This window comes from Flavobacterium sp. UBA7680, from assembly GCF_002482975.1.
Lineage (GTDB): Bacteria > Bacteroidota > Bacteroidia > Flavobacteriales > Flavobacteriaceae > Flavobacterium.
This window is the reverse complement of sequence record NZ_DLHA01000057.1, coordinates 57,370-82,568: the sequence shown is the minus strand read 5'-3', so window position 1 is coordinate 82,568 and position 25,199 is coordinate 57,370. Positions and strand designations below refer to the sequence as shown.

Here is a 25,199-nt window from a genome sequence, read left to right as displayed (position 1 = left end):
TTTAATAATATTTGCGCCTTTGTGCCTTAGTGGTATAAGTTTTTGATATTGCCATTGCCATTGATTATATTTGCGCAAAATATTTTAAAAATGAAGAATCTAGTTGAAGAATTAAAATGGCGCGGTTTATACCATGATAGCATGCCAGGAACGGAAGAACAATTGCTAAAAGAGGTAACGGCGGCATATATTGGTTTTGATCCAACGGCAGATTCGCTGCATATTGGCAGTATGGTTCAGATTATTTTATTGGTTCATTTAAAGAATTTTGGTCATCAGCCAATTGCTCTTGTGGGCGGCGCGACCGGAATGATTGGTGATCCTTCTGGAAAATCTGACGAAAGAAATTTGTTGAACGAAGAAACTTTGGCTAAAAACGTTGCCGGAATTAAAAGTGTTCTGTCTCGTTTCTTAGACTTTAATTCAAAAGAAGCAAACGCTCCAATTATGGTTAATAACTATGACTGGATGAAAGAATTCTCGTTTATTGATTTTGCCCGTGAAGTTGGAAAACGTATCACGGTAAATTATATGATGGCGAAGGATTCTGTTAAAAAGAGAATTAACGGAGAAGGTGAAGGAATGTCTTTCACAGAGTTTACTTATCAATTAATTCAGGGATACGATTTTTATCATTTATATAAAAACAATAACTGCCTTTTACAAATGGGTGGTTCTGACCAATGGGGAAATATTACCACAGGTACAGAATTAGTGCGCAGAATGGGTGGAGAAAGTGCAAAAGCTTTTGCTTTAACAACACCATTAATCACAAAAGCTGACGGATCTAAATTTGGTAAATCTGAAGGTGGAAATGTTTGGTTAGATGCTGATAAAACTTCTGTTTACAAATTTTACCAATTTTGGGTAAATGCTACAGATGTTGATGCAGAGAAATATATCAAAATCTTTACTTTCCTGGATAAAGAAACTATTGACGGTTTAATTGCAGAACATCAGGCTGCACCGCATTTAAGAATTTTACAAAAGAAATTGGCGGAAGAAATCACGATTTTTGTTCATAGTAAAGAAGAATTAGAAAAAGCAATTCAGGCTTCAAATATTTTATTTGGAAATTCTACTGCCGAAGATTTGAAACAATTAGATGAAGCTACTTTCTTAGAAGTTTTTGACGGTGTTCCTCAAGCTGAAATCGCAAAAGCAGATTTAGAAAACGGATTGGATATTATCTCAGTTTTAAACGAAAAAACGGGTTTCTTTAAATCAAACGGAGAGGCGAGAAGAGCTTTAACAGCGAATTCTATTTCTGTAAACAGAGAAAAAATAAAAGAAGATTTTGTTTTAAGTACAAATGATTTGATCAACAATCAATTTGTGTTATTGCAAAGTGGAAAGAAAAATTATTTTGTAATTAGAGTAGTTTAAGAAGTTTAACTGTTTAATCGGTTAATTGTTTAATCGATTTTCCGAAAATTAGAACATATTATATAGATCCCAATAGTTTGAAAAAGCTGTTGGGATTTTTTATTTTAACATTATAATCAACTGATATTTTTAGTATGTTTATCACTTAAAAAAATAAACTTATGATAGGAATTGTATTTATTTATTGGATTTGGAAATCGTTTAGCGACTTAGCTAATGAATATAATAAGAACAAATGGACTTATGCTCTTATTGGATTAGCGTCTTATTATGGAACCACTCTTGTCGCTGGTGTTATATATGGAGCTTGTGTTGTTTTTATTAATGGTGTGGAGGGTGTAAATGATGAAAATTATAATAGTATTGGATGGAATTTGCTTTTTGTTCTTTTAGGAGGACTAGTGTGTTATGGCGTTTACAGTTTATTAAAAAGTAAAGGCGAAAAAGAAAGAGAATTGTCTAGAAAAGAAGGAATAGATAGTATTGGCGTAACGGAAGAAAATTAGTTTTTTTTTAATTGTTTAATCGAGTTTGAAACCGATTAAACGATTTCAACAAATAAACGATTAAACATTAAAGAACCATTAAGTTGCAGCCACGAATATCAGAATTATCAAAACGTCCCAAAACTTCGAAAGAGTTGTTGGGATTTTTTTTGCCTAAATCCTGCGTTGCAATAAAAGAACAAGAATTGATGTTGGCTAAGTCAATTACGTTTATTCCACCCGTTTTTCCATCATTGACGTAAGTAAGGGCATCTTCGGGATCGCGAACTAAAATATGCATCCATGAAGGGCATTCAAAAACACCTTCGCCAAGAGAATAGGCTTGTGCTAAAAGTTCTGTCATTCCGTATTCTGAATGAATAGAAGAAACGCCAAAGCCTTTGCAAAGTATTTCATGAAGTTCTTCGCGAATCATTTCTTTACGTTTTCCTTTCATTCCTCCGGTTTCCATAATAATGGTATTTTGAAGGCTGAATTGATGTTTTTCGATCAAATCTAATAAGGCATAAGTAACACCAATTAAAATTACATTTTGACCTGCTTCATCTAATTCAGTCAGCTTTTTAATTAAGTCGTCGTGATTGTGTAAATAAAAGCCGCTTTCGGGTTGATTGGAAAGGTTTATCAAGTCTTCGACCATATAAATAAGCGAAGATCCCTCGCGTTCTAAATAAGACGGCAAAAGGGCTAAAACAACATAATCTTCGATGTTGCCGTAAAATTGAGAAAAACCTTTGCGGTAACTTTCCTCATATAAGGAAACATCGGTCACTAAATGTCGGCTGGTGATCATTCCGGTTGTACCGCTGCTGGTAAAAGTTACCTGAGCAGGGTTTTCATTAGAAACCACATCGTGGCTTTTGAAAAACTGAATAGGTAAAAAAGGAATTTGCTGTAATGATTTTACCTGCTGAACATCTGTCTTTAAAAAATCACAGAAATCACGATATACCGCATTATTCGCATACTGAAAGCGAAACACTTTTAATGCTGTTTTTTCAAATTGTTTATGGCTTGAAATCGTAAATATATCGCTGGCTGTAATCAAAACTTTTTTTGTGCAAAGATATTTATTTTTTAGTTTTCAGTCTCGGTTTTCAGTTGCCAGTTTTGCTACATTGTATAAAGTGAAAACTGCGACTGAGGCTGAAAACTAAAAAAGCTCCCAAAAAGGAGCTTTTTATATTTATCGAATAATAAGTTTTCGGGTTGAGGAGGCATTTTGTTCGCTTATTTTTATGATATAAACGCCTGGAACTAAATCTGCAACGCTAAGTTCTCTGGAAGCTAAATGCGTCTGCAGTACTTTTTTCCCTAATATGTCAAAAACGATTATTTCTTTTTCCAGATCATTTTTAGAAGAAATATATACTCTTCCGCTGGTAACTGGGTTAGGGTACAAGCTTAGTCCCTCAATACCTGTAGCGTCTTGAGTTTTTGGTAATTGCTTACTGTCTTGTGCCGAGACACTTACAGTAAAGAAAAAAGCCAATAAGAATGTAATATAAAAGTAGTTTTTTGCCATCGCATTTGTTTGTGTAAGTAAATATACAAAAAAAATTACAAAAACTACGCCAAAAAAAAACATCCTAATAATTTAGGATGTTTTTAACATTTTATTTTTTCTAACTATTATTTAGTCAAATCAACTCCGTCAACTGTTGCCCAAGCACCAGCTGTTAAAGAAGCACCAGTAGCTGTAGCGTCAATTACGAAATTTGCAGCAGGGAAAGTAACAACACCATCCCAAGCACCTACTACTACACCTAAAACATTTTTAGAAGTGTTAGTGATTTTAACTTTAGTGATTTTAATTTTTCCACCATTTACTTGGTTAGTATTTGTAGAAGCATCTTGAATTTTAACTGCTGCTCCAGTGTATACTTTAGAAGCTTCAGTATAATCTCCGTAACCATCGATTATAATGTTGCTGAAATCACCATTACCTTCATTTTTGAATTGAAAAGCATCAACTTGAACATCTCCAACTGCTTCTGGAGTTGTACCTGCAGTTCTTTTTAAAGTAATGTTTGTAACTTTAGGGTAGTAAGCATTATTGTTTTTAGAAGACTCGATTTCGATTCCATAGTTTCCTTTTGCATTTTGGTGAGCATACCAGTTTGTATTAGCTTGACCTTGCCATCCATCTTGCCAGTCAAAAGAATCATCAGTATTGTCATAAGAAATAGCATTAGTTAAACTTGCAGTTCCTCCGTAAAATTCGAATCCGTCATCAGCACCTTTGTAAGATACTAAGTGATCTAAAGTTGTTCCTGATCCTACAGAGTAGAATGAGAATCCGTTTAATTCTTTAGTTCCGTCAGCTAATTTAGAACCAGCGTACTCAACTCTTACATATTTTAATGAACCACCATTGTGAGCATCATTTGTTCCACCGTAAGGTAAAGCGTTTCCATCTTCTGAAGTTGAAGTTTTAACACCGTTGATAGCGTTGATTGGAGCATCACCGTACATGATGATACCACCCCAAGAACCAGCGATTTTAGATTTTTCAGTAAATACTACTGGTTTGTCAGCTGTACCATTAATGATTAATTTTCCACCGTTTAAAACTACTAAAGCATTATCTCCAGTTGTTTTATCAACTGTAATAGTTGAACCAGCGTCGAAAGTTAATGTTACACCAGAATTAATTTTTACCACACCTTTCAAAGTATAGTTTCCTAATGCATAAGTTTTATTAGCTGTAATTGGACCAGTAATTTCTCCAGTTGCAACAGGAGTTGCAGTTACAGTTACAGTTCTTGTTACAGAAACAGATTGTACAGTATAAGTAATAACAGAAGTACCAACAGAAACTCCTGTGATAACTCCAGTTGTAGGTGCTACAGTAGCAACAGCTGGTGTACCACTAGAAAAAGTACCGCCTGTAGTTGTACTGCTAAAAGTTGTAGTTCCTCCTACAACGATGCTTTCAGTTCCTGTCAAAGGATTTACCGTGAATTGAGCTGGACTGTCATCGTCGCTGCTACATGATGAAAATAATAAGCCAATAGAAAGGGCTAAAGCAAATAATTTAGTTTTCATAATTGATGTTTAAAGTTTTATTTCTTTGCAGACAAAATTAGCTAGGGAATCCTTTTTAAGTGTTAGCTAATCATTACAATACTGTTACTATACAATATCTTAAATGTCAAGAAAATGTTAAGAGTTTTGTGTTGTGCGCAAAAAAAAGCCCTATCGAAATAGGGCTTTGTATTTGTTGTTTTGATGGTATTAAAAAGTATATCCTAAGCTTAAAGAAAATCCTCTGCTCTTTTTGTAGCTTTTTGTTAATGGATCTCCCACAACTGGAGTTTCGCTATTGTCTCCAATTTCAAATTTACGTGCAGGATCTAAAATGTTATCAGCTGAGAATTTTAAATCAATATGGTCAGATAATTTGCTGCTCCATACAAAATCTAATTGTGATACCGGTAATTCATAAATATGATCTAAACCGTTTGTACCAACTGCATAAATTCTTTTTCCAAATACTGAATATACTAATGAAAGAGTATTACTCCATTTTTCATTCAAGTCAAATTGGTATTTTAAATCAGAGTTGATTAACCATTTTGAAGCACCTTGTAACTCTCTTGATCTGTGAGTTTCGATTGATTGTGAAGTACTTCCGTCAGGATTTACAATAAAAGGTTTTACCTCTGCCTTAGTGCTCATTAATGAAGTGTTAAATCCTAATGAGAAATTTTTAAAGGTATTAGTCAATCTTTCTAGGTCATAAATGAACTCAATTTCGGCACCGTATAAAACTGCGTTGTCAGAGTTTAAGTAAGTGATGATTGTAGAACCAGCAGCATTTGCAGTTAATGTTCTCTCAATAGGGTTTTCCATTTGTTTTCCAAAAACACCTACTGCAAACATTTCTTTTGCTGTTGGGAAAAGCTCATACTTTAAATCAACATTGTAGTTATCACTATTTACTAAATATGGATTTCCTTTCATAGAAGTACCATCGGCATTGATGTACTCAATTGGATAAGCTTCCATAATTACTGGTTTAGTATAAGTTATACCACCTGCTAAACGAATATTTGCTTTTTCAGTAATACTATATTTAGCATTTAATGAAGGTAAGAAATATGTTTTGTCGTAATTTAATGTTACGAACGGTTCATCAAAAGAACCTTGTTGTCTGTATTTAGTTTCTCTGTTAGTGCTCTCAAATCTTACACCACCATTAACTTCAAGCTTATCATTAAATTTATAAAGCAAATTAGCATATCCGGCATTAGCACCTTCTTTTAATAATGCTTTATACGTAGAGTTAGAACTCTCTCTGTAGTTAAAAGCTCCACCAGCGATGTAACCATTTAATTGATCATCTATACTGTTAAGCGGCGCATCAACGTTTGGTCCTGTAGTTGGAGAAATAAAACGATAAGAAGACTCCATATCAGATCTGTTTCCATTGTATCCTACAGTTAATCTGTGACCTTTATCAGCTCCAAATTTTAAATTATATTCAGCTAAACCAGAGAAATAAGAATTACCGGTAATTTCTAAATATTGTTTGATAAAGTTATTTCCCGCAACAGAAGCAATTATTCCGTCATTATCAGTTTTAACACCAGAAAAAGCTTTTCTGTCCGGTTGGTCATATTTAGTCTGTGCGTAAGAGATTCCAGCTTTTACAGTTTGGCTTTTATCTTCATTTATAGCATATTCTCCTACCAATTGATTATTCCAATAATCTGATTGATCTAATTGGTTAGTACGGATAAGAGTTTTGTTTGTTCCAGTTCCAGTTTCAGCATTTGCAACACCAAATTGATCTTTGATCAAATTATCTGTTGTGCGGATAAAAAGACTGTTATAAGATAATTTGAATCTGCGTGTATTATAGTTTAAGCCTAATAAACCAGTCAAAGAAGTTTTGTAGTGGTTGTCTGTAGTAATGAAATCAGTTTTATAGCTGATTCCTGTACTTTGATATGCAAATGTTCTGTCAACACCTTCTTGAATAGCATAACTGTTTTCTGCATTTAGGGAAATGATGTATGAAAAACTTCTGTCTTTTTGTAAATCAAATTTTTCTGCATGCAAAAATCCAATACTTGTATTTAATGGACTTCTGATAGATGAAACATCAAAACCACTTTGGAAATTGTTTAATGATTCCTGAGGAGTAAAAACGTGACCAGAAGGAGTGTCACCTAAAAGTGATGGCAATTTTCTGTTGTCTGCTGTCATTCCAAAAAAACCTTCAGCTGAGTCAGCATCTTTAGAAAGAGAAAATCTTTTAAAGTTACTGTTTACAAGATAGCTTGTTCCGATATTGATTTTTGTAATGCTTTTTGTGTTTTTTGAAGTTTGGATATTAAATGTTCCTCCTGCAAAATCACCGTAAATATTTGGGCTGAATGTTTTGTAAACTTCAATAACACCAACTACATCAGTAGAAAACAAATCCAAAGGAATAATTTTCAAAAATGGGTTGTTTGTTGGAGCAGCAAGATCATTAATCAATAAGTTGTTGTATCTGTCTTCAAGACCACGAACAAATAAACCTCTTGATCCAACTTTAGTGATTCCTGTTATTTTAGTTAAGCCTTCTTCAACATCACTTACACCTTTTCTAGACATTTCCTGTGCACCAATACTTTGTTTGATTACAACAGCATTTTTTTGATCTAATAAAAGAGCAGTTTCTTTTTCTTTATTTGCTGTAGACTTTACAACAACATCTTTAAGAGTAAAACTTCCAGAAGAAAGTACTTGATTTATAACTACAGTTTCGCCTGCTTTTACAGTAACCGGAGCTTCTTTAGTTTCATATCCTACAAAACTAAAAATGATAGTATAGTTTCCAGGATTTACATTCAACGAATATTTTCCGTCAATGTCAGTGTTTGCGCTAATATTTGTACCTTTAATTAAAACATTAGCAAAAGGTAACGATGCATTGTTCGCTTCTTTGTCAGTCAGAACTCCAGAAATCGTACCTTTGTTTTGCGCGATCGAAATCGTACAGATAAATAATGCAATAAATAGAAATCTTAAATTGAATTTCATTTGTGTGTTGTGTTTAATTTATTTTTGTGCAAAGAAAGAACCGCCCTGTAAAGTTCATGTTATGGACTTGTTATGTTTTTGTGTTGTTAAGATTATGAAATTGTTACGAGATTAAATTACGGTTAACACCAATTTTTAACCGTTCATTTGTTAGTATATTTACGCTGTGAAATAAAAAACATCGAATAAATAATTAAGAATATTTGATGTAAAAATCTCAATTTTTGCTATTTATGAAAAAAACACAAACTAAGATTTTATTAGTTGACGACGAACCAGATATTTTGGAAATCGTTGGCTATAACCTCGCTCAGGAAGGCTACCAGATTGTTACTGCTTCTAATGGAAAAGACGCTATAGCAAAGGCTCAGAAAGAATTGCCGGAATTAATTATCATGGACGTGATGATGGCAGAAATGGACGGGATGGAAGCTTGTGAGCACATCAGAAAAATTCCTGAGTTAAATAATGTTATCATAACATTCCTTACCGCAAGAAGCGAAGATTATTCGCAAGTAGCTGGTTTTGACGCAGGTGCTGATGACTACATTACAAAGCCAATCAAACCAAAATTATTAGTGTCTAAAGTAAAGGCTTTGTTAAGAAGGTTAAAAGAACAAGAAGTCGTTACAGATACTATAAATGTTGGCGGAATCGAGATTAACCGCGAAGAATACAAAATAATAAAAGGCAATGTCGAAATTGCTTTGCCAAGAAAAGAATTCGAATTATTTTATTTATTAGCTTCAAAACCAGGAAAAGTTTTCAAAAGAGATGAAATCCTTGATAAAGTTTGGGGAAATGAAGTGGTAGTAGGAGGAAGAACAATCGATGTTCACATCAGAAAACTGCGTGAAAAAATAGGAGAAGACCTTTTTAAAACCATAAAAGGTGTTGGTTATAAATTTGAAGTTTAAACATTCTATAAAAGTTTACACCATATAAGTGATATAAGTTCATTTAAGTTATAGTGTATATACTTTTTAAATCTAATTTTATCTTTGTCAAAGTTCTGAACTTTGACAAAGATTTACTTTTTTAAGTTCGTATGTAATTCTTAGAAATAAGTTTTTATCTTTAAATGAACTTATATCACTTATATGGTGAAAAAAACAGCCTTATAAATGGTTTTATTATTTTAAAAATATCAATGAAAATTAATTTTAAAAAAACATACAAATTTGCTATAAAATCGGCATTATACATCAGTCTTTTCTCGACAGGATTTGTACTGATTCTGATGTCGTTATTGTATAAAAATCAGTTAAAACATCAAATTGCATTTGGAATTATTTTCATAATATCCATTTATATATTCTCCTTTTTGGTTTTACAATATCGCGTCGAACGATTTATTTATCGAAGAGTAAAGAAAATATACGATGAGGTTTCGTTATTAGAATCCACAACACTAATCAACCAGCCGATAACGACCGATATGGAAACGCTTTCGCGAGAAGTGAAAAAGTTTGCGACTGATAAAAAGCTGGAAATCGAAATGCTTGAAATTCGTGAACAATACCGCAGGGAATTTCTGGGTAACGTTTCGCACGAATTAAAAACACCTTTATTTACCGTTCAGGGTTATGTTTCGACTTTGCTTGATGGTGCAATGGACGATAAAAACATTCGAAAAAAATATTTAAAACGTGCCGAAAAAGGAGTAGAGCGTCTTATATATATAGTCGAAGATTTAGATATGATTACCAAACTAGAATCTGGTGATTTAGATTTGAATATGACTGATTTTGATATCGTTGAACTGATTCAAAATGTTTTTGATTTGCTAGAAATGAAAGCCGATAAAAAGAAAATCAAACTAGCTTTTGAAAGTAAAAATGTTCAGTCGGTAATTATTCGCGGCGATCAGGACAGAATCCAGCAGGTTTTAGAGAATCTGATTGTAAACTCGATTAAATACGGAAAAGAAGGCGGTTTAACCGAAGTTGGCGTTGTAAACCTAACCAAGAAAAAAGTCTTAATTCGTATAAGTGATAATGGAGAAGGGGTTGAAAAACAAAATATTCCAAGACTTTTTGAACGTTTTTACCGAGTTGATAAAAGCGGAACCCGTTCTGAAGGAGGTTCTGGATTAGGTTTAGCAATTGTAAAGCATATTATTGAAGCGCATAAAGAGAAAGTTTATGTAGAAAGTGAGTTCGGAATTGGTTCAGAATTCTCTTTTACGCTTGAAAAAGCTTTTAAAATACAAAAAGCCGACGTTAAAAAATTGTAAGTTCATTTTTGCTGAAAGCCCTAAAACAAGGGTTTTAACAATAAATCAACATACACTTTTAGTCGATAACATTAAATTTTTATTATAGTAACATCTTGTTAATGATTTCTTAACATAGGTGAGTCATCTTTGCATCCTGAAATTAAGGGAATTAAAGAACCAATGATAAAAAGAAAAATATTAGCCGTTTTAATGCTGATTACTTGTGCTACAAATGCGCAGGAAATAAACAAACAGGAAGTAAAAAATGAAGTACTTCGTATTTTAGATTCCATCAATAAAGCAAAACTTCCGGAAACTAAATCCGGAGGAGGAGTTGAAGAACACTGGTACGACAGAATCTCTTTAAGAGGTTATGCCCAAATTAGATACAACGGACTTTTTTCTACAAATGACAAAGTTTCCTGTGATCAGTGCGATAAATCCTGGGGAACAACTTCTACCGCTCCAGACGCAAAAGCAAATAACGGGCTTTTTATTCGCCGTGCACGTTTAGTGTTTTCAGGGCAGGTTCATCCAAATGTGTTTTTCTATTTCCAGCCCGATTTTGCGAGCTCGCCAAGTACAGGAATTCAGAATTTCGTTCAAATTCGTGATCTTTATTTTGATCTTTCTTTTGATAAGAAAAGAGAATACCGTGTTCGTGTTGGGCAGAGTAAAATTCCATACGGATTTGAAAACATGCAGTCAAGTTCGCAGCGTTTAACGCTGGATCGTGCCGATGCGATAAATAGTTCAATAGCAAATGAGCGTGATTTAGGAATCTTCTTTTACTGGGCTCCAGCCGAAATTAGAGAGCGTTTTGCCATGTTAGTAAAAGACGGATACAAAGGTTCTGGCGATTTTGGGGTATTTGCTTTTGGAGTTTACAACGGACAAATCGCCAATAAAATGGATGGAAACAGAGATTTGAATGTAGTAGCCAGAGTAACCTATCCATTTGTAATTGGAAACCAGATTATCGAACCTGGAATTCAGGCTTACACAGGGAAATGGGCTTTTACAGGGGAAATTTCTAATGGAGTAAGTGTTGATGATCCGCAATATGTGAAAGACCAAAGACTTGGAGCCACTTTTGTTTTATATCCAAAACCATTCGGAATCCAGACAGAATATAATATAGGAAGAGGCCCTCGTTATAATACTTTAACCAATCATGTTGACGAAACAGATTTAAACGGAGGTTACGTTTTATTAAACTATAAATGGGACATCAAAAAACAGCATATTTATCCTTTCGCCAAATTTCAATATTATGACGGAGGAAAGAAATATGAAAAAGATGCCAGAAGTTATGTCGTAAGAGATTACGAATTTGGTGTCGAATGGCAGCCAATTAAAGCTTTTGAACTAACGGCAGAATATGTAATCGCCGATAGAAGCTTTGTGGACAGTGCACTTCCAATAAACAGACAACAAGGAAATGTATTGCGATTACAAGCACAGTTCAACTTCTAAAAAATAAAATCCGTGTCAATCCGCGTTTTCACGATAGTGAATCCGTTTAATCTGCGTCGAAAATTAGACACAGATTAAACGGATTTGCTTTTGCAAAATCGCGGATTTACGCAGATTTTATAATCCTTTTCTTTTTCTAAAGATGATCCTCAAAAACACTAAATAATAAGTCCCAGTCTATTTCATTTTTAAATTGAGACAAACCTTGAAACGACTTTACCTTTGATAAATCTTCAATCGTAAAGTCGTCTTGCATTGCATACGGTACAAGATTTTCTTCCTGAAGTTTTACCGCCAGATATTCCTGTTCATATTGCCCCGGCGTAGGAATAAAAAAAGCTTTCATACCTAATTTAGCCAAATCCATAACAGTCGTATAACCAGAACGGCAAAGTACAAATTCACTTTCGTTAAAAGTCTGCTCTAACTGTTTTGAGTTCATGAAATTATAATAAGTAACATTTCCTGCTTCCCATTTTTCCTGAGTTTTCTCAACAATTCCCTGTACAAAAACAACTTTGCCATTAAATTTTGCAGCCTCTTTTTGCAGTTTCTCATCCAGAAAAGTACGCTGAGGTTCAGGCCCTGATAAAATAATCATCAAGTCATAAATCTTTGGCGTTTCCTTTTTCTTCATTCTGCTCAAAGGGCCAATATATCGCAGGTTCAGTTCATCTGTTTTAAGATGTCCCAAATCTCCCGTAAGATTCACTTTGTCATTAGAATCAGGAACCCAGCATTCCGTATACTTTTTTATAAAATGCTGATGACATTTACTCGTAAACCAAGTCGTATTTCCTGTCATCACATTCAATTGATGCGTCATAAAAACAGACGGCACTTTTTTGCTGAAAACACCCAATCGGTTATCAGAAATAATTCCGTCAATACCATGTTTTTTAATCCAGCCGTTCACCATTTTCTTTTCATCTAAAATGGCCGTAATCATTTTTGGAAGATTTTTAATCAGCTTCCATTTAAAGTTTTTACCATTCTTAGCATATTCAATATGATAAGAAGGCAGCTCCAGAGTTTGAATGTATGGAAATTCCTTTCGTAATAAAGCCAGCGCAACACCGTCAGAAGCAATAATCGGAATAAAATTATTTTCTTGAAGCGCCTTAATTATAGGAATACATCTAGTTGCATGTCCAAGTCCCCAATTTAATGGAGCAACTAATATAGTTTTGTTAGCAGAATAATCAATGCTCATAGTTTTTAACGCTTTTAAAAAACGAAGATAGATAAATATGTTTTTTATGTTATTTCGCACACATTACTAAATTATTAACTCTACAGGCATCCTCAGGCTTTGTTTTTCGTTAAAAAGAAGAAGAAAATACACCAATACAAAAAACAAAGTTACTTGTATGTTAAGATGCTAAGGTACTGAGATACTAAGGTTCTAAGTTTTTTCTCAACAAATAAAAAAGCCGAACGTAAGTTCGGCTTCAAAATATTGTACTTTAATATCTCAGTATCTTAGCAACTCAGCATCTTAGTATCTTTCCTTAATCCTGAATATAAGTTTTATTTCCGTTTTTGTTAATATAGTATTTTCCGCCTTTTGGTCCAGTGTATACTTTTTTACCATTGTACTCTCCAGTCACCTTGTCCGGTGTTTTTGGAGCTTTTTCGTTGGTTTCTTTTACAGTTTTTGTAGCTGATTTTTTAGCAGCAGCGGCATCTTTCTTAGCAGATTTACTTGCTGCGTCAGCATCGGCTTTTGCTTTTTTAGCGTCAGCTTTTGCACCTTCAGCTTTATCAGAAGCTTTTTTTGCTTTAGCAGCATCAGATTTTGCACTTGCTGCTTCCTTTTTAGCTTTAGCCGCTTCTTTGTCTGCCGCTGATTTAGTTTTGGCTGCCGCATCTTTTTCCGCTTTCGCAGATGCGTCACTAGCTTTTGATGCTTCTTTTTTAGCTTTAGCAGATTCTTTTTTAGCATCGGCTTTTGCTTTGTCAGCATCAGATTTTGCTTTTTTAGCTTTGGCTTCAGTTTTCGCCTTAGTGTCTTTAGTGTCTTGGGCGTAGAAATTAGTAGATAAAACTACTAAAAAACAAAGTAATAATAATTTTTTCATCTTGGTTATATTTTATAAATTCACATAAAATTAAGCAATTAATTCTTATGTTTTTGTTAAACATTAAAAATATGCACGAAGCTGAACATTTCCTGTGTGTATCGTATTTCCAGTCTCGCTTTTACGCCCCTGATAGTTTAAATTAACATCTAAAAAGGAAGTAATATTTTTTTGCAAAAGCAATTTCCAGACTAAATTCTGCCCTGCCTGCAATCCTTCCAGCATTTGAAAACCAACTGATGAAAACTCATTTCCCGTAAACTTATTTTCATAAAAAGAAAACTCGCCATTTACCGTTACCTTCTTTTCGCCCGCAAAAGAAAATGAAGTTCCAAGTCGGTTTTGGACTAAACTCTCCTGATTTCCAATTTTGTTTTCCTTGTTCTGAAACTCATAAAAGAAATCCAGACTCGTATTTTTTGAAAACAAATAACTGATTTTTGGCGCCACCTGATAGCCTTTTAAATCATAATTCTTTTCGACAAAATCTGCAGAAATCAAATCTGTTTTTATCGTTTTGGTAAACAAATTAAACAACCAGCTTTTTGGGTACAAATGCGTATACTGCAATTGATGCGAACTGTTTTTGACATTTTGAGAACCTATAGAAAGTAAATTTTTACCATTATTAATAAGGTAAGAATACGTAACAGAATGTTTTTGCTTACCGCGATTGTAAAACAAACTATTTCTGAAACTTGAATTTAAGCCCAGAATATTTTCCTCAGAAGAATAAAACGGATTCAGTTCTAAACGATCGCCGTTGCTTCGCACTTTGCGATCCATAATAAACGAAGTCTGATTATAGAAATAAGAAAGTAGTTTCTTCCAGCCCTTTTCATTCTGCCATTGCAGTGGATTCAGAATAACCGATTGCGAAAACTTGTTTTGATTCGTTTTAATGTAAATTTGATTCGGAAGAAAGATTCGAATGTATTTCGCCTGATCCGGAAAAGCAGCAATTTCAAACTCTTCCAGTTCCTGAATTCCGTTTCCGTTATAATCGTTCCAGGTATAAACGCCTTGTCCCGTAGGAACTTCAACATAGGTAAATTCCTGTTGCGCAATAGTTCCCGAACTCGTTTCATAAGCCGTTCCGATCTGCATAAACTGATTAAAAAAGCGATCATTATACAAAATTCTCGAATTTAACGAAGGCTCATTTTTTCTGCTAGAATCCGTAAAATCAAGATTTCGGTAGCTTGCATAAACCGCTAAATCAGTCGTTTTATTCTGGATTAATTTTGACTTTAAAAAATACGTCTGCGAATTGTTTACGTGCTGTAAAAGTCCATTTTGCAAACTATCATTTCTACGTTGTAAATATCCCAATTCAACAAAAACCTTTGTGCTGTCGCCGCGTCCAACAAAGACACCATATTCAGAAAACCTTTGGCTTAAAGCTGAAAACTGATTCGTAACCTTATCTTTTTCCTGATTATCTTCAAGCTGTAAACTTCCTCCAACCCAGTTTTTACCAAAATGATATTTTGCCCGGGTTTGGTTTCTGATAAATTTTGAAGTCGAAGCCGTTGCATCAGAATTTAAAAAACTACCCTGATTTTGAATCGTCCATTTTTTCAATTTAAATAAAGCTGTTGTAGTGTGTCGCGCTCCCGAATAACTTTCGGTAAAATCTAATTTCTCAAATTGATACGTAAACAAACCAATATTTGAAGTTTCTTTCTTTGCAAATAAATCAAAATTAACGCCCGTAACCAATAAACTTTGGTTGCCTAAAAGTGTCGAATTTAAATTCCAGTCACGGTTAAACTCAATATTGTACAAACGCTCGACCGATCTAAAATCTTTCTGCACAAATTGATAATTCGCAAAACCGTCCAGAGTCCAGTCTCTCGTAAAAAGACGTTTTTTAATATTGGTTTTAAAAGCAATTCCTTCATTATCAGAATCATCAATTCCGGAGAATAAATTTTTATCATTATTACTCATTGCGATTTCAAAATCGACTAATGTTTTTTCGTCAGGATTGTATTTTCCTAAAAAAGTCGCAACCTGAATTTTCATTGGCGCAACCAGCTGAACAATTGGTTCGTAATTTCCTTGTGGAATGCCGCCAACAGGCGAAACATATTCATAAATTCTTTCAACCGAATTTGTGTTCTGAATACTATAATTCCCAAGATTATTACCAACAAGGCTAAACTTTACATTGTACAAAACATCGGCAGAGTTGTTGGAATATTCATAAACTTCAATCCCGTTTACTATCGTTTTTTTATACAATATTTTATTGTCGGCATATTTATCTTCATAAGCAGAAGGAGCCGTCATTTTAGTTTGGTCATCTCCCGCCTGACCCAAAATCTGAACTTGTTCTGTCGAAAGATTTTGCTGTAAAGGCTGATTTTTTAAATCATTTTCAGAATACAAATAACCGCCAAAACTCCAGCTCTTATTTTCGGTTGTTGCTCCGGCGTACGTAACTAATCGGTTGTAATTTCGTTCAGAATATTGATATTCAACATTAATCCTCATTTCAGAAGTAATAGGAAAAAGTGAAGTAAAAACAATTTCGCCCGCATTATAATCAATAACATAATCATTGTTTTCGCCGCGTTTAAGCAAAACACCATTTACATAAACACGCTCAGAACCGGAAATGACCAAAACATACAATTCGCCATTTTGTCCCTTTAATTTATACGGTCCCTGATTTCCTTCCTGACCCGTAAACGTACTTTTGGCATATTGCCCTTTTACAAACGAAACTGAAGCAAAAACATTAGTTTTACTTTTTTCTGTATCAAAATCAAAACTGGCAGAAAGTCCTTGAACTTTTTTATTGAAACTCAGGAATTGCGTTTTCCGATTCTCCAGAAAAACATCTCCCGCCCGAATGTTCCAGTCATCTGTAAAAAGTTCCATAAAAATATTATCAAACTGATCCAGTTTTTGCGAATAACCGCCATCCTGAAGCGGAATATTATTATCCTGAAGCGAAGCCCGAAGACTCACTTTATCTGAGATTTTTCCCGTAATCTGTAAATCCAGATTAGAATTTAAAACCGTACTTTGATTATTTCCAATCGTAACGCCGCGCGTAATACTTCCGGAAGTATTTAAACCATCAAAAGGTGTAACCTTTTTAGCATTGGCATTATCAATTTTGTATAATTTTTCAGTTCCAACATCATTGCTTACCACTTGGCTGTCTTTGTAAAGACCGTATTCTTTCGTTAGAAAATCAGGATAATTAAGATAATTGACAATTAAAGTATCAGAAACAGAAGTGAATTTTTCGTTTAAAAGAAGCGTTCCTTTTTGAAAATCAATTTTGTAAAAACTCGAATCAATTGGTTGGTTTTTACTGTTTAAAAGTTCAAAGAAACTGGAGTTTATGCTGAAATTTTCAAGATGAATTGTGTCTTTTACCGCAATTACTTTTTTTGTTTTGTACAGCGATTCCGTATCCTGCGCCATAAGCCCGGAATACCAAAAAAGCACCGCAAAAAACAGTAATTTTTTCAACATAAAGATTTTAACTCTAAAAATTCAAAAGTAGTATATATAATCAAGAAATTGCGAGGCTTTTATTTATTGGGAAACCAGCTGATTTTGAACGCAATCTCTTATTTTACATATTATATTTAATTATAATTTGAAGCTGAATTCTCATCACACATCAATCTTTTTTTTAGCTTTGTTCAGTATAAAACGAATTTAAAACATGGATACCGGCAAAGAACTTTTATTCTTTTTTAGTGCTTTGGGAGCTTTCAACGGAGTAATTCTCGGGATTTATTTTTTCTTTTTTACCAAGAAAAAATACCTGACCAATTATTTCCTTGGCGCGCTTTTGTTTGCTTTAAGCATTAGGATTGCCAAATCTGTATTTGTTTATTTTCACCCCGAACTTCCCAAAATGTATTTGCAATTTGGGTTAACAGCCTGTTTTTTTATTGGCCCTTGTTTATATTACTTCCTAAAATCGGCAGTGGAAGAAATCAACATAATGCCAAAATCATGGAAATTTTCGCTCTTGTTTTGGGGAACTTTAATAGTTGCTGCCGGAATTTTATATCCATATGAATACTATCCCGAACTTTGGAGAGGCTATTTTATAAAAATCATTTACTTTCAATGGTTTGTTTATATCGTTTTTTCAGCCTTCGCAATTAACGGTATTATAAAGAAAATTGTAAATAGAAAAGAAAAAACAACGCCATCAGAAATGTGGTTTGGAATGCTTTTTCTTGGAAATTTCTTATTGTTTCTTTTTTACTTTTTAGCCATTATGGGCGCTCCGGGCGCAACCTATATAAGCGGAGCCGTTGTTTTTTCATTTATTTTATATCTGATAATTTCCATTCTTTTATACCGAAAAAAGACCGACGATTTGTTTTTATTGAATGCCCAGAAAATTTCGGGTAAAAAAATAGATTCGGCGGAAGCCATAATTATTTCCGAAAAACTGGAAAATATAATGAACGATAAAAGTTTGTATAAAAACCCGAATTTAAACCTGCAGGATTTATCCAAAGAAATTAATATTTCGAGTCATCAATTATCGCAGTTTTTAAATAACAATCTCGGCAAGAATTTTACCAGTTTCGTAAACGAATTCAGAATAAACGAAGCTTGTAAAATCATTACTTCAAGCGATAAATTGACTTTAGAATCTGTTGGTTACGATGTGGGTTTTAATTCGAAATCTACCTTTTTTGCTGCTTTTAAAAAACATACCGGAACAACACCGCTTAATTATCAGCTTCAGGCATTACAAACTTAAATATGAGTTTAGGTAAAGAAATATTATTCTTTTTTGGAGCTTTAGGTGCTTTCAACGGATTTATTCTGAGTCTGTACTTTTTGTTTTTTACAAAGAAAAAATACTTTTCTAACCTCTTTCTTGGCGCACTTTTATTTGCATTAAGTAACAGAATTGCCGTTACCGTTTTTGTATATTTCAATAACAATCTTCACAAAACCTATTTACAAATTGGTCTTTCGGCTGGTTTATTAATCGGGCCGCTTTTATATTTTACATTAAAATCAGGAATTCAAAATACAATTCCGATAAAATGGAAATCGCATTTAACCATTTGGATTCTTGCGGTTTTGATAATTGGTTTTGTATTTCCATACCAAAATTATCCCGTTTTATGGAATGACTATTTTGTGGCTTTTATTTTCCTTCAATGGTTCACTTATATTTTTATTTCAGGTTTTGAAATCAGATTATTATTGGAGAAAATAATTCAGAATTACCAAAACACATTCCCGTCAGAAAGATGGTTCGGAGCTATTTTTTTCGGAATTACTATCGTATTTATATCTTACTTTTTAGGATTTATCAGAGTTCCGTTTGTTTCCTGTATTACCGGCGCGCTCGCTTTTACTTTTATTTTATACCTGATAATTTTGGTTCTTTTATATCGAACAAGAACGGATGATTTGTTCCTGCTCAACATTCAAAAAGACAAAAAATTGAATGAAGAAGAAGCTTTGATTTTGTCTCAAAAACTGGAAAAATTAATGAACGAAAAAGCATTATACAAAAATCCGAATTTGAGTTTAAAAGATGTATCTCAGGAAATAAATATTCCGAGTTATCAATTGTCGCACTTTTTAAACAATAATTTAGGAAAGAATTTTACCAGTTTCGTAAATGAATTCAGAATCAATAATGCCTGCGAAATTATTACTTCAAATGATAAACTAACATTAGAATCTGTTGGTTATGATGTAGGTTTTAATTCTAAATCTACATTCTTTGCCGCTTTTAAAAAACATACCGGAACCACACCATTAAATTACCAAATTCAGACTTTACAACCGTAAAACAGAGTATTAATTTATAAATCCGTACTCCTGATTTCGCTTTCTAAAACCTTATTCACAGATTTTCAGATGACTTTTGTTTCAAATAAAGTCAAACCGCTAATCGTTAAAGTTTATGAAATTTCTTATTGTTGTTGTTATTTCTATTTATTGCCTGATTTTTTCATCAATTGAAGTAAAAGCACAAGGTGTAAAAAATAATCGGGATAAATCCTATGTTGAAGAGGATAAACTAATAGAAAAAACAACATTATCAGAGTCTGCTCCGGATTCTATAGCCAAGGATCAAGATCATAATCAGTTAAATGAAGTTGTGATAAAAAGCAATCCGTCATTATTAAAATATGGTGCAAACGGAACAATCGATGTCAATGTTACGGGAACGGTTCTCGCAACAAGCAGTTCTGTAAACGAATTATTGAGCCGCGTTCCAAATGTTGTTGTTGCTGAAGGACAAATCAGCGTTCTGGGAAAAGGCGAAGCGATTATTTATTTAAACGGAATCCTGATTAATTACGAACGTTTTGCTGCAATTCCGGTTTCTCAGATTGCCAAAATTGAAGTGATTTCAAATCCGTCTTCAAAATACGATGCCGAAGGAAAAGCGGTTGTCAATATTATTACCAAACAAAATATCGAAAGCGGTATAATGGGGTCAGCAAGTCAGCATGTTACCGTTTCAAAATTTGCCGGAACAAGCACGAATACATTACTTGATTTTAATTATTCAAAAGGGAAATTCTCTTTTATAACCAATTACGGTTTGCAATTAGGCAAAGGCCGTGAATTGTTATATACCACAAGAACACGCCCAAATCCTGACGAATATATGAAATCAGTTCTAACAACAGACTGGCGAAGGGAATATAATAATTACTCCAATTTTGGATTTGGATTGCAGTACACTTTCTCTGAAAAAAGTTATGTTTCATTAGCTTACAGCGGAAATATTGAAGATTTGGGCGGCAAAGTTGAAAGCAGAAACTCCATTACGAATAATACTGGAAATAGTTTTTATGCCACAGATATTGCTAAAAATGATGTTTTACTGAATCAGTTTGTAAACCTGAACTATAATTTGATCACAGATCCAAAAGGTTCGTCGTTATTTATAGGGACACAATATTCCAATTACAACGGAACGGTAAGGGATTTTATCGAAGAAAATAGTTTGGTTGATGAAAATAATATCCAGAAATATCTGAAAAACAATGTGGGAAGTACTATAAATATTGTCGCCGCTCAAGCTGATTATTCGAAGAAAATAAAAGAAAATACCAAACTCGAAATGGGTGCAAAATATAGTTACGCCACCATAAAATCAGGAACAGATTTTTTAATCGCCAATGCTTATGATATGATTTTTGAACCGAATGACGAACTTTCGAGTGATTTTAAATACAATGAAAAAATTGCAGCAGCCTATTTTACTTTTGGAAGCACATTGGGCGAAAAAGTCAATTTTTCGGTAGGAGCAAGGGCAGAAAAAACAAACTATGATTTGTACACAAACGCAAACGGAATCCAGAAATTCGGAAGAAGCTACGGTAATTTTTTCCCAAACGTACTTTTGAATTTTGATTTTTCAGAAGATTGGAAAGGACATTTTTCGTATGTTTCCAGAATAACAAGACCGAGATATCAGGCTTTGAATCCGTATGTTATTTATCAGGATCCGTTTACGACAATTGAAGGAAATCCAAATTTGCTTCCTGAAAAAGTTCACGCTTTTGAAATTGGAACTATGTACAAGAAGTTTGATTTTAAAATTGGCTACACTTATAAAATTGATCCTATTTCTGGCGCTGCTTTGCGAGGCGATACGCCAAACAGTTATATTTTGCGATCATTAAATTTAGAAAAAGAGCACACCTTTTTTACTTCACTTTCCAGATCTTTCAATGTTAAATGGTGGAATTCTACTAATACCGTAAGTATGAATTTAACGAAAGCAATAGACGATTTTTATGAATATGCTACGGGTCCGGTTAAACCGCAAATCTATTTGTATTCAAATAATACAGTTACAATTCCGGATCTTTTTAAAGTGCAATTATTAGCCTGGTATTTAGGCGATAAAAGTTACGGATTACGAAGTGACAATTCCCGCTCAACAGTAACGTTAGGAATCGAAAGAAACTTTTTTAAAGATGCCTTAAAACTAAATTTTACGGCAAATGACATCTTTTACAAGTTTATGGTTTCGGGCGATTATGAAGTGGGGCAAACCCAAATTTATTATCACCGAACGTATACCACAAATTACTTTAAACTGATTGCGACATATAGTTTCGGGAATTCAAAAAAGACAAATTATAAGAAAACTGAAATTGAGCAGTCTGAGAATAATAGGGCGAGGTAAATGGCTCGCAGATGACGCAGATTAAACTGATTTACACAGATTTTATTTTTATACATCCCTATTGTCATTCTGAGCGAAGTCGAAGGAACGCAAGAGGATCGACAATCTTAGATATCTAAATAAAAACTAAAAAGGCTTCACAATTAAGTGAAGTCTTTTCAAAATATATCTGAATTTTAATAATAGTTCTTGGCTGTATTCTTTTTAGTTATTTATCTCTTTTAGCTTTTTTTCGGTTTTGGATATGACAATTGCTAAACTGAATAACCAGCAAGCTGTTGTGGATAAGTCAATTACCATGGTACTTCCATAAAAATTATATATAAGGATTTGAATAATAAGTAATGGAAGCAACAATTTTAAAGAAAGAGTTGCGCTATATTTTTGTGCAAAATCCCACTTTGATTTGGTTTTTTTAGAATTATTAGTCCTGTACCCATACCATGAATTTATATTTTTTGGAGGAAATAATTTAAATAAAATCATGATAATAAATGAAATTAAGACTACAGGGTTTTTAAGTATTAGAATTATAGTTTCCATATTTTTAGTTTTATAGTATGGTTTTGCGGAACAAGATATAAAATTAACGCCCCAATCATTGTAAACATAAAACTTATTAGACCATGTATAAACGCAATCGAAATATGAAAAAGTGCTCCGAATAAAAATATTAATTTCCAATTCCAAAGATTTCGCTTCATAAACAACCAACTAAACAGAATTATTTCAAAAAGCATAGTTCCCCAAGTTATTGAAATAACGATTAAACTTTTTGCTAATAATGGTTTGATTAAATTCTTAAGAGAGTCTGAAACGCCAAATGTATTGTGGGTGAACCAATAAAAAGTTGCTGTACCATTCAACCATTCTTTTGAATAAAGTTTAGCAACCGCTGCATGAAAATATATTATTGAAACTTGTAGTGCAATTATGAAATATATGCTCCAGATAAACATTTTCGTTTTAGGTCTATTAGATGTTTTTGGTTTATTCCAATGATTAATTCTATTATCTGTTAATGTTATAGGAATTAGTAAAAGAGTAAGTATTGAAGCAATTTGGTCACCGCCCTCTATAATTATGGATGATGTCATATAACTATATGCGATGTACCAATGAAGTATGCCAGTTATTTGAGGCAAATAACCTGTTATTGTTATTAATAAAATGATGATACTAATTAAACAAGCTAAATGAATATTTTCACTTAGTAGAAAAAAGATGCTGATTTTTTCAAAATCGAACATTGGTTGTCTGAGAAATATATTATTATTTCTAGGAAATAAATACTCATGATTAGTAAATGTTAAAGTTATGAGTAAACTAAGAGCTAAAAAAGTTCTAGACATTCCATAAACATTTGTCCATGGATTAAGTGTGTACGCCTTATTTATAGCCGTGTCTATGGAATATTTAATTTGTTTTAACATGGATTTTAGCGTATTTATATGGCATAATTATAGTGTCTGAATTTTTAGCCCAGGCCCAAGGTATTCTTTCCTGTTCAACGATAAAAAAATCTCCTTTGATGTTAGATGGGTTTAATGAATTTATTATTGTATCAGTATGAATTTTTTGATTTAAAATAAATTTACCTCCCTTCATTTTTACCCACGAATTAGGATTAATTTGAGAAACAATTAATCCTAATTCAACTCCATGAAAACGATTTTTTCTTGAAGCACCATAGAAGTTATTTAGATTTCCATTAGTTTGAGTAAATTTTATAATTGAACCGTCAGTAATATAATAAGTCGATATTTCATTTTCTCTCGGATCCCTCGTAAAAAATCCCCAACCTTGAGGAATAATATTAAATAAGATTGCTTTCTGTTTAAAAGAATCGAGGCTAGGGATTGGGATGCTAGCTTTAAATACATAGCTTAGAAATAAAATCCAAAAAGTACTTATGATTGTTGGATAAAGATATTTGATCATGAAAAGTAAATTAACTCTAGATTTATTGACTATTTAACTAAGGTACGGGTTACTATTTCATCAATCAATAACTCTTCTTCAATCTCATAAGGGCCAACTGGTTCATCCATTAAATCAGTTCTCGGTGCAGCTTTTGATCTCGTTATTGTTTTTGCTTGATCGACAGCAGCGTATGCCTCAGCAACCCATGCTACTGCAACATATGTCATTGCGGCGGCGGCATGAACAACTACTACATATGCAGCAGCAACTACAACAACACCTGCAAACCAACATGTTCCTTTTCCTGCTTGATTTAATGAGAAACTATTACTTTGTGTGATTGCTTTTTTTAATTTTTCTTTGTCAATCATCCCATTTTCGTTAGTGTATGTACTTATATCAATTTTGGATAATAAGTTTTTCAGATCATTTTTTTCATTTTTTGATAAGTAAAGATCTAATGCAGTATTATAGACGAGTTCAGAGCCATTTGCTAAAGCTTGGCGAATTCTAATATGATCTTTACTAGTTATACTTTGTTTAAACTCATCAAAATAATGCGAATTTTTATTTTCTATTGAATTTAGCAAATAGTTAATTTTATTATCGGAATCATTTTTATGATCTACATCAATTTGGTTAATCTCGTAGTAACTGTAAGATTGCTTAATGTTTTGGAGAAGATCAGCAACGTCTCCTTCAGCAAAGAGAATACCTTTGAATAATTCCTTTCCAGTGTAGCTTTTTAAAGATTCAGTACTATTTTCTGTATAATGATCATTTTCTTCACAACTTATAAATAATATAAGGATGCCAGCTACAAATAATATTTTCTTCATAATAATTAAATTTATTAGTTAATTGATACATACAAATCTATAATGGATTGTATTTCAGTCTTAGTCGAAAATCGGTTATTTAAAACCTAAATTTGAATAATTGTAAATTAAATCTTATGTTTATATTTGTAAAAATGTTAATTATGAATAGAATTGTAGGAAATAATTTAAAAATATTGCGTAAAGCCAAAAATATGTCACAAGAACAGGTTGCAGATCATTTAAATATTTCGCAATCTGCTTATGCAAGGATGGAGCGAGGAGAAAGTACCTCTTGGGCAATTCATTTTAATAAAATCTGTCAGGTTTTTGAGATCAGCGCAGAAGAATTAGTTAAAAAAGAATTAGGTATTGCCACTTATGAAAATTTGATGAATACAGAACGTCAAACGGAAATTGCAATGTTGAGCGTTTACAGAAAAATAATAAAGAAATATGAATTGGAAATTGAAGATTTAAAAACAATTATTAGATATTTGAATAAGGACAAAAGCTAAAAAGGCTTCACAATTAAGTGAAGCCTTTTCAAAACATATCTGAATTTTAATAATTACCTTTTTTATCAAG

Annotated in this window: 20 protein-coding genes; 9 read left to right on the top strand and 11 right to left on the bottom strand. The window is 33.0% G+C overall.

Translation table 11 applies throughout. The features are described from left to right. Positions 1-90: 90 nt before the first annotated feature. Positions 91-1,386, top strand: coding sequence for a tyrosine--tRNA ligase (gene tyrS, locus B3C18_RS23565; protein ID WP_053472483.1), 1,296 nt, complete (start codon positions 91-93; stop codon positions 1,384-1,386). Positions 1,387-1,547: 161 nt separating this feature from the next. Continuing rightward, complete coding sequence (locus tag B3C18_RS23560; protein WP_291152611.1) at positions 1,548-1,892, top strand: hypothetical protein; 345 nt, start codon at positions 1,548-1,550, stop codon at positions 1,890-1,892. Between the two features lie 67 nt (positions 1,893-1,959). Here the strand turns inward: B3C18_RS23560 and B3C18_RS23555 are convergent, their stop codons facing one another. The 4 genes from B3C18_RS23555 to B3C18_RS23540 form a co-directional block, all read right to left on the bottom strand. After that, positions 1,960-2,940 (bottom strand): acyl transferase, encoded by a 981-nt coding sequence (locus B3C18_RS23555; RefSeq protein ID WP_291152608.1) that lies wholly within the window; start codon positions 2,938-2,940, stop codon positions 1,960-1,962. A 138-nt stretch (positions 2,941-3,078) separates the two neighbouring features. Then, a complete protein-coding gene (locus B3C18_RS23550; RefSeq protein ID WP_291152605.1) occupies positions 3,079-3,417 on the bottom strand; it encodes a T9SS type A sorting domain-containing protein in 339 nt (112 codons plus the stop codon). A 107-nt stretch (positions 3,418-3,524) separates the two neighbouring features. Next, the gene (locus B3C18_RS23545) at positions 3,525-4,940 is read right to left on the bottom strand and encodes a hypothetical protein (protein WP_291152602.1); all 1,416 of its coding nucleotides are present in this window, start codon (positions 4,938-4,940) and stop codon (positions 3,525-3,527) included. Between the two features lie 189 nt (positions 4,941-5,129). Beyond that, positions 5,130-7,928 carry a TonB-dependent receptor gene (locus B3C18_RS23540; RefSeq protein WP_291152600.1) on the bottom strand — a complete coding sequence of 933 codons (2,799 nt, stop codon included), beginning with the start codon at positions 7,926-7,928 and terminating at the stop codon, positions 5,130-5,132. A gap of 233 nt (positions 7,929-8,161) precedes the next feature. Here B3C18_RS23540 and B3C18_RS23535 point away from each other — a divergent pair, with 233 nt between their 5' ends. The 3 genes from B3C18_RS23535 (at position 8,162) to B3C18_RS23525 (ending at position 11,622) form a co-directional block, all read left to right on the top strand. Beyond that, a complete protein-coding gene (locus B3C18_RS23535; RefSeq protein ID WP_012022635.1) occupies positions 8,162-8,845 on the top strand; it encodes a response regulator transcription factor in 684 nt (227 codons plus the stop codon). Between the two features lie 233 nt (positions 8,846-9,078). Next, positions 9,079-10,164, top strand: coding sequence for a sensor histidine kinase (locus B3C18_RS23530; RefSeq protein ID WP_073486109.1), 1,086 nt, complete (start codon positions 9,079-9,081; stop codon positions 10,162-10,164). 162 nt (positions 10,165-10,326) lie between these two features. Further along, positions 10,327-11,622 (top strand): porin, encoded by a 1,296-nt coding sequence (locus B3C18_RS23525; protein ID WP_291152594.1) that lies wholly within the window; start codon positions 10,327-10,329, stop codon positions 11,620-11,622. Positions 11,623-11,758: 136 nt separating this feature from the next. On the opposite strand, the gene B3C18_RS23520 is transcribed toward B3C18_RS23525, so the two are convergent. The 3 genes from B3C18_RS23520 to B3C18_RS23510 all read right to left on the bottom strand — a co-directional run bounded on the left by B3C18_RS23520 (position 11,759) and on the right by B3C18_RS23510 (position 17,198). Beyond that, entirely contained in the window at positions 11,759-12,835 is a 1,077-nt protein-coding gene (locus B3C18_RS23520; RefSeq protein WP_180856867.1) for a glycosyltransferase, read from the bottom strand. A gap of 298 nt (positions 12,836-13,133) precedes the next feature. Continuing rightward, the gene (locus B3C18_RS23515; protein WP_291152593.1) at positions 13,134-13,703 is read right to left on the bottom strand and encodes a hypothetical protein; all 570 of its coding nucleotides are present in this window, start codon (positions 13,701-13,703) and stop codon (positions 13,134-13,136) included. A gap of 63 nt (positions 13,704-13,766) precedes the next feature. Then, on the bottom strand, positions 13,767-17,198 hold the full coding sequence (locus B3C18_RS23510) for a hypothetical protein (protein WP_291152591.1): 3,432 nt from the start codon (positions 17,196-17,198) through the stop codon (positions 13,767-13,769). A 196-nt stretch (positions 17,199-17,394) separates the two neighbouring features. Here B3C18_RS23510 and B3C18_RS23505 point away from each other — a divergent pair, with 196 nt between their 5' ends. The 3 genes from B3C18_RS23505 to B3C18_RS23495 all read left to right on the top strand — a co-directional run bounded on the left by B3C18_RS23505 (position 17,395) and on the right by B3C18_RS23495 (position 21,870). Then, positions 17,395-18,456 (top strand): helix-turn-helix domain-containing protein, encoded by a 1,062-nt coding sequence (locus B3C18_RS23505; protein WP_291152589.1) that lies wholly within the window; start codon positions 17,395-17,397, stop codon positions 18,454-18,456. Between the two features lie 2 nt (positions 18,457-18,458). Next, positions 18,459-19,508 carry a helix-turn-helix domain-containing protein gene (locus tag B3C18_RS23500; RefSeq protein WP_291152588.1) on the top strand — a complete coding sequence of 350 codons (1,050 nt, stop codon included), beginning with the start codon at positions 18,459-18,461 and terminating at the stop codon, positions 19,506-19,508. 115 nt (positions 19,509-19,623) lie between these two features. Then, positions 19,624-21,870 (top strand): TonB-dependent receptor domain-containing protein, encoded by a 2,247-nt coding sequence (locus B3C18_RS23495; protein ID WP_291152586.1) that lies wholly within the window; start codon positions 19,624-19,626, stop codon positions 21,868-21,870. 204 nt (positions 21,871-22,074) lie between these two features. On the opposite strand, the gene B3C18_RS23490 is transcribed toward B3C18_RS23495, so the two are convergent. The 4 genes from B3C18_RS23490 to B3C18_RS23475 are packed head-to-tail and all read right to left on the bottom strand — an operon-like array spanning position 22,075 to position 24,632. Continuing rightward, positions 22,075-22,413 (bottom strand): SdpI family protein, encoded by a 339-nt coding sequence (locus B3C18_RS23490; RefSeq protein WP_291152585.1) that lies wholly within the window; start codon positions 22,411-22,413, stop codon positions 22,075-22,077. After that, the gene (locus B3C18_RS23485; protein ID WP_291152584.1) at positions 22,401-23,303 is read right to left on the bottom strand and encodes a sporulation-delaying protein SdpB family protein; all 903 of its coding nucleotides are present in this window, start codon (positions 23,301-23,303) and stop codon (positions 22,401-22,403) included. Before B3C18_RS23485 ends, B3C18_RS23490 begins: the two co-directional genes overlap by 13 nt. After that, positions 23,287-23,811, bottom strand: a complete 525-nt coding sequence (locus tag B3C18_RS23480; protein WP_291152583.1) for an SdpA family antimicrobial peptide system protein — start codon at positions 23,809-23,811, stop codon at positions 23,287-23,289. The genes B3C18_RS23485 and B3C18_RS23480 overlap by 17 nt, the downstream gene beginning before the upstream one ends. Before the next feature lie 29 nt (positions 23,812-23,840). Then, the gene (locus tag B3C18_RS23475) at positions 23,841-24,632 is read right to left on the bottom strand and encodes a hypothetical protein (RefSeq protein WP_291152582.1); all 792 of its coding nucleotides are present in this window, start codon (positions 24,630-24,632) and stop codon (positions 23,841-23,843) included. A gap of 143 nt (positions 24,633-24,775) precedes the next feature. Here B3C18_RS23475 and B3C18_RS23470 point away from each other — a divergent pair, with 143 nt between their 5' ends. Beyond that, positions 24,776-25,129 carry a helix-turn-helix transcriptional regulator gene (locus tag B3C18_RS23470; protein ID WP_291152581.1) on the top strand — a complete coding sequence of 118 codons (354 nt, stop codon included), beginning with the start codon at positions 24,776-24,778 and terminating at the stop codon, positions 25,127-25,129. Positions 25,130-25,199 lie beyond the last annotated feature (70 nt).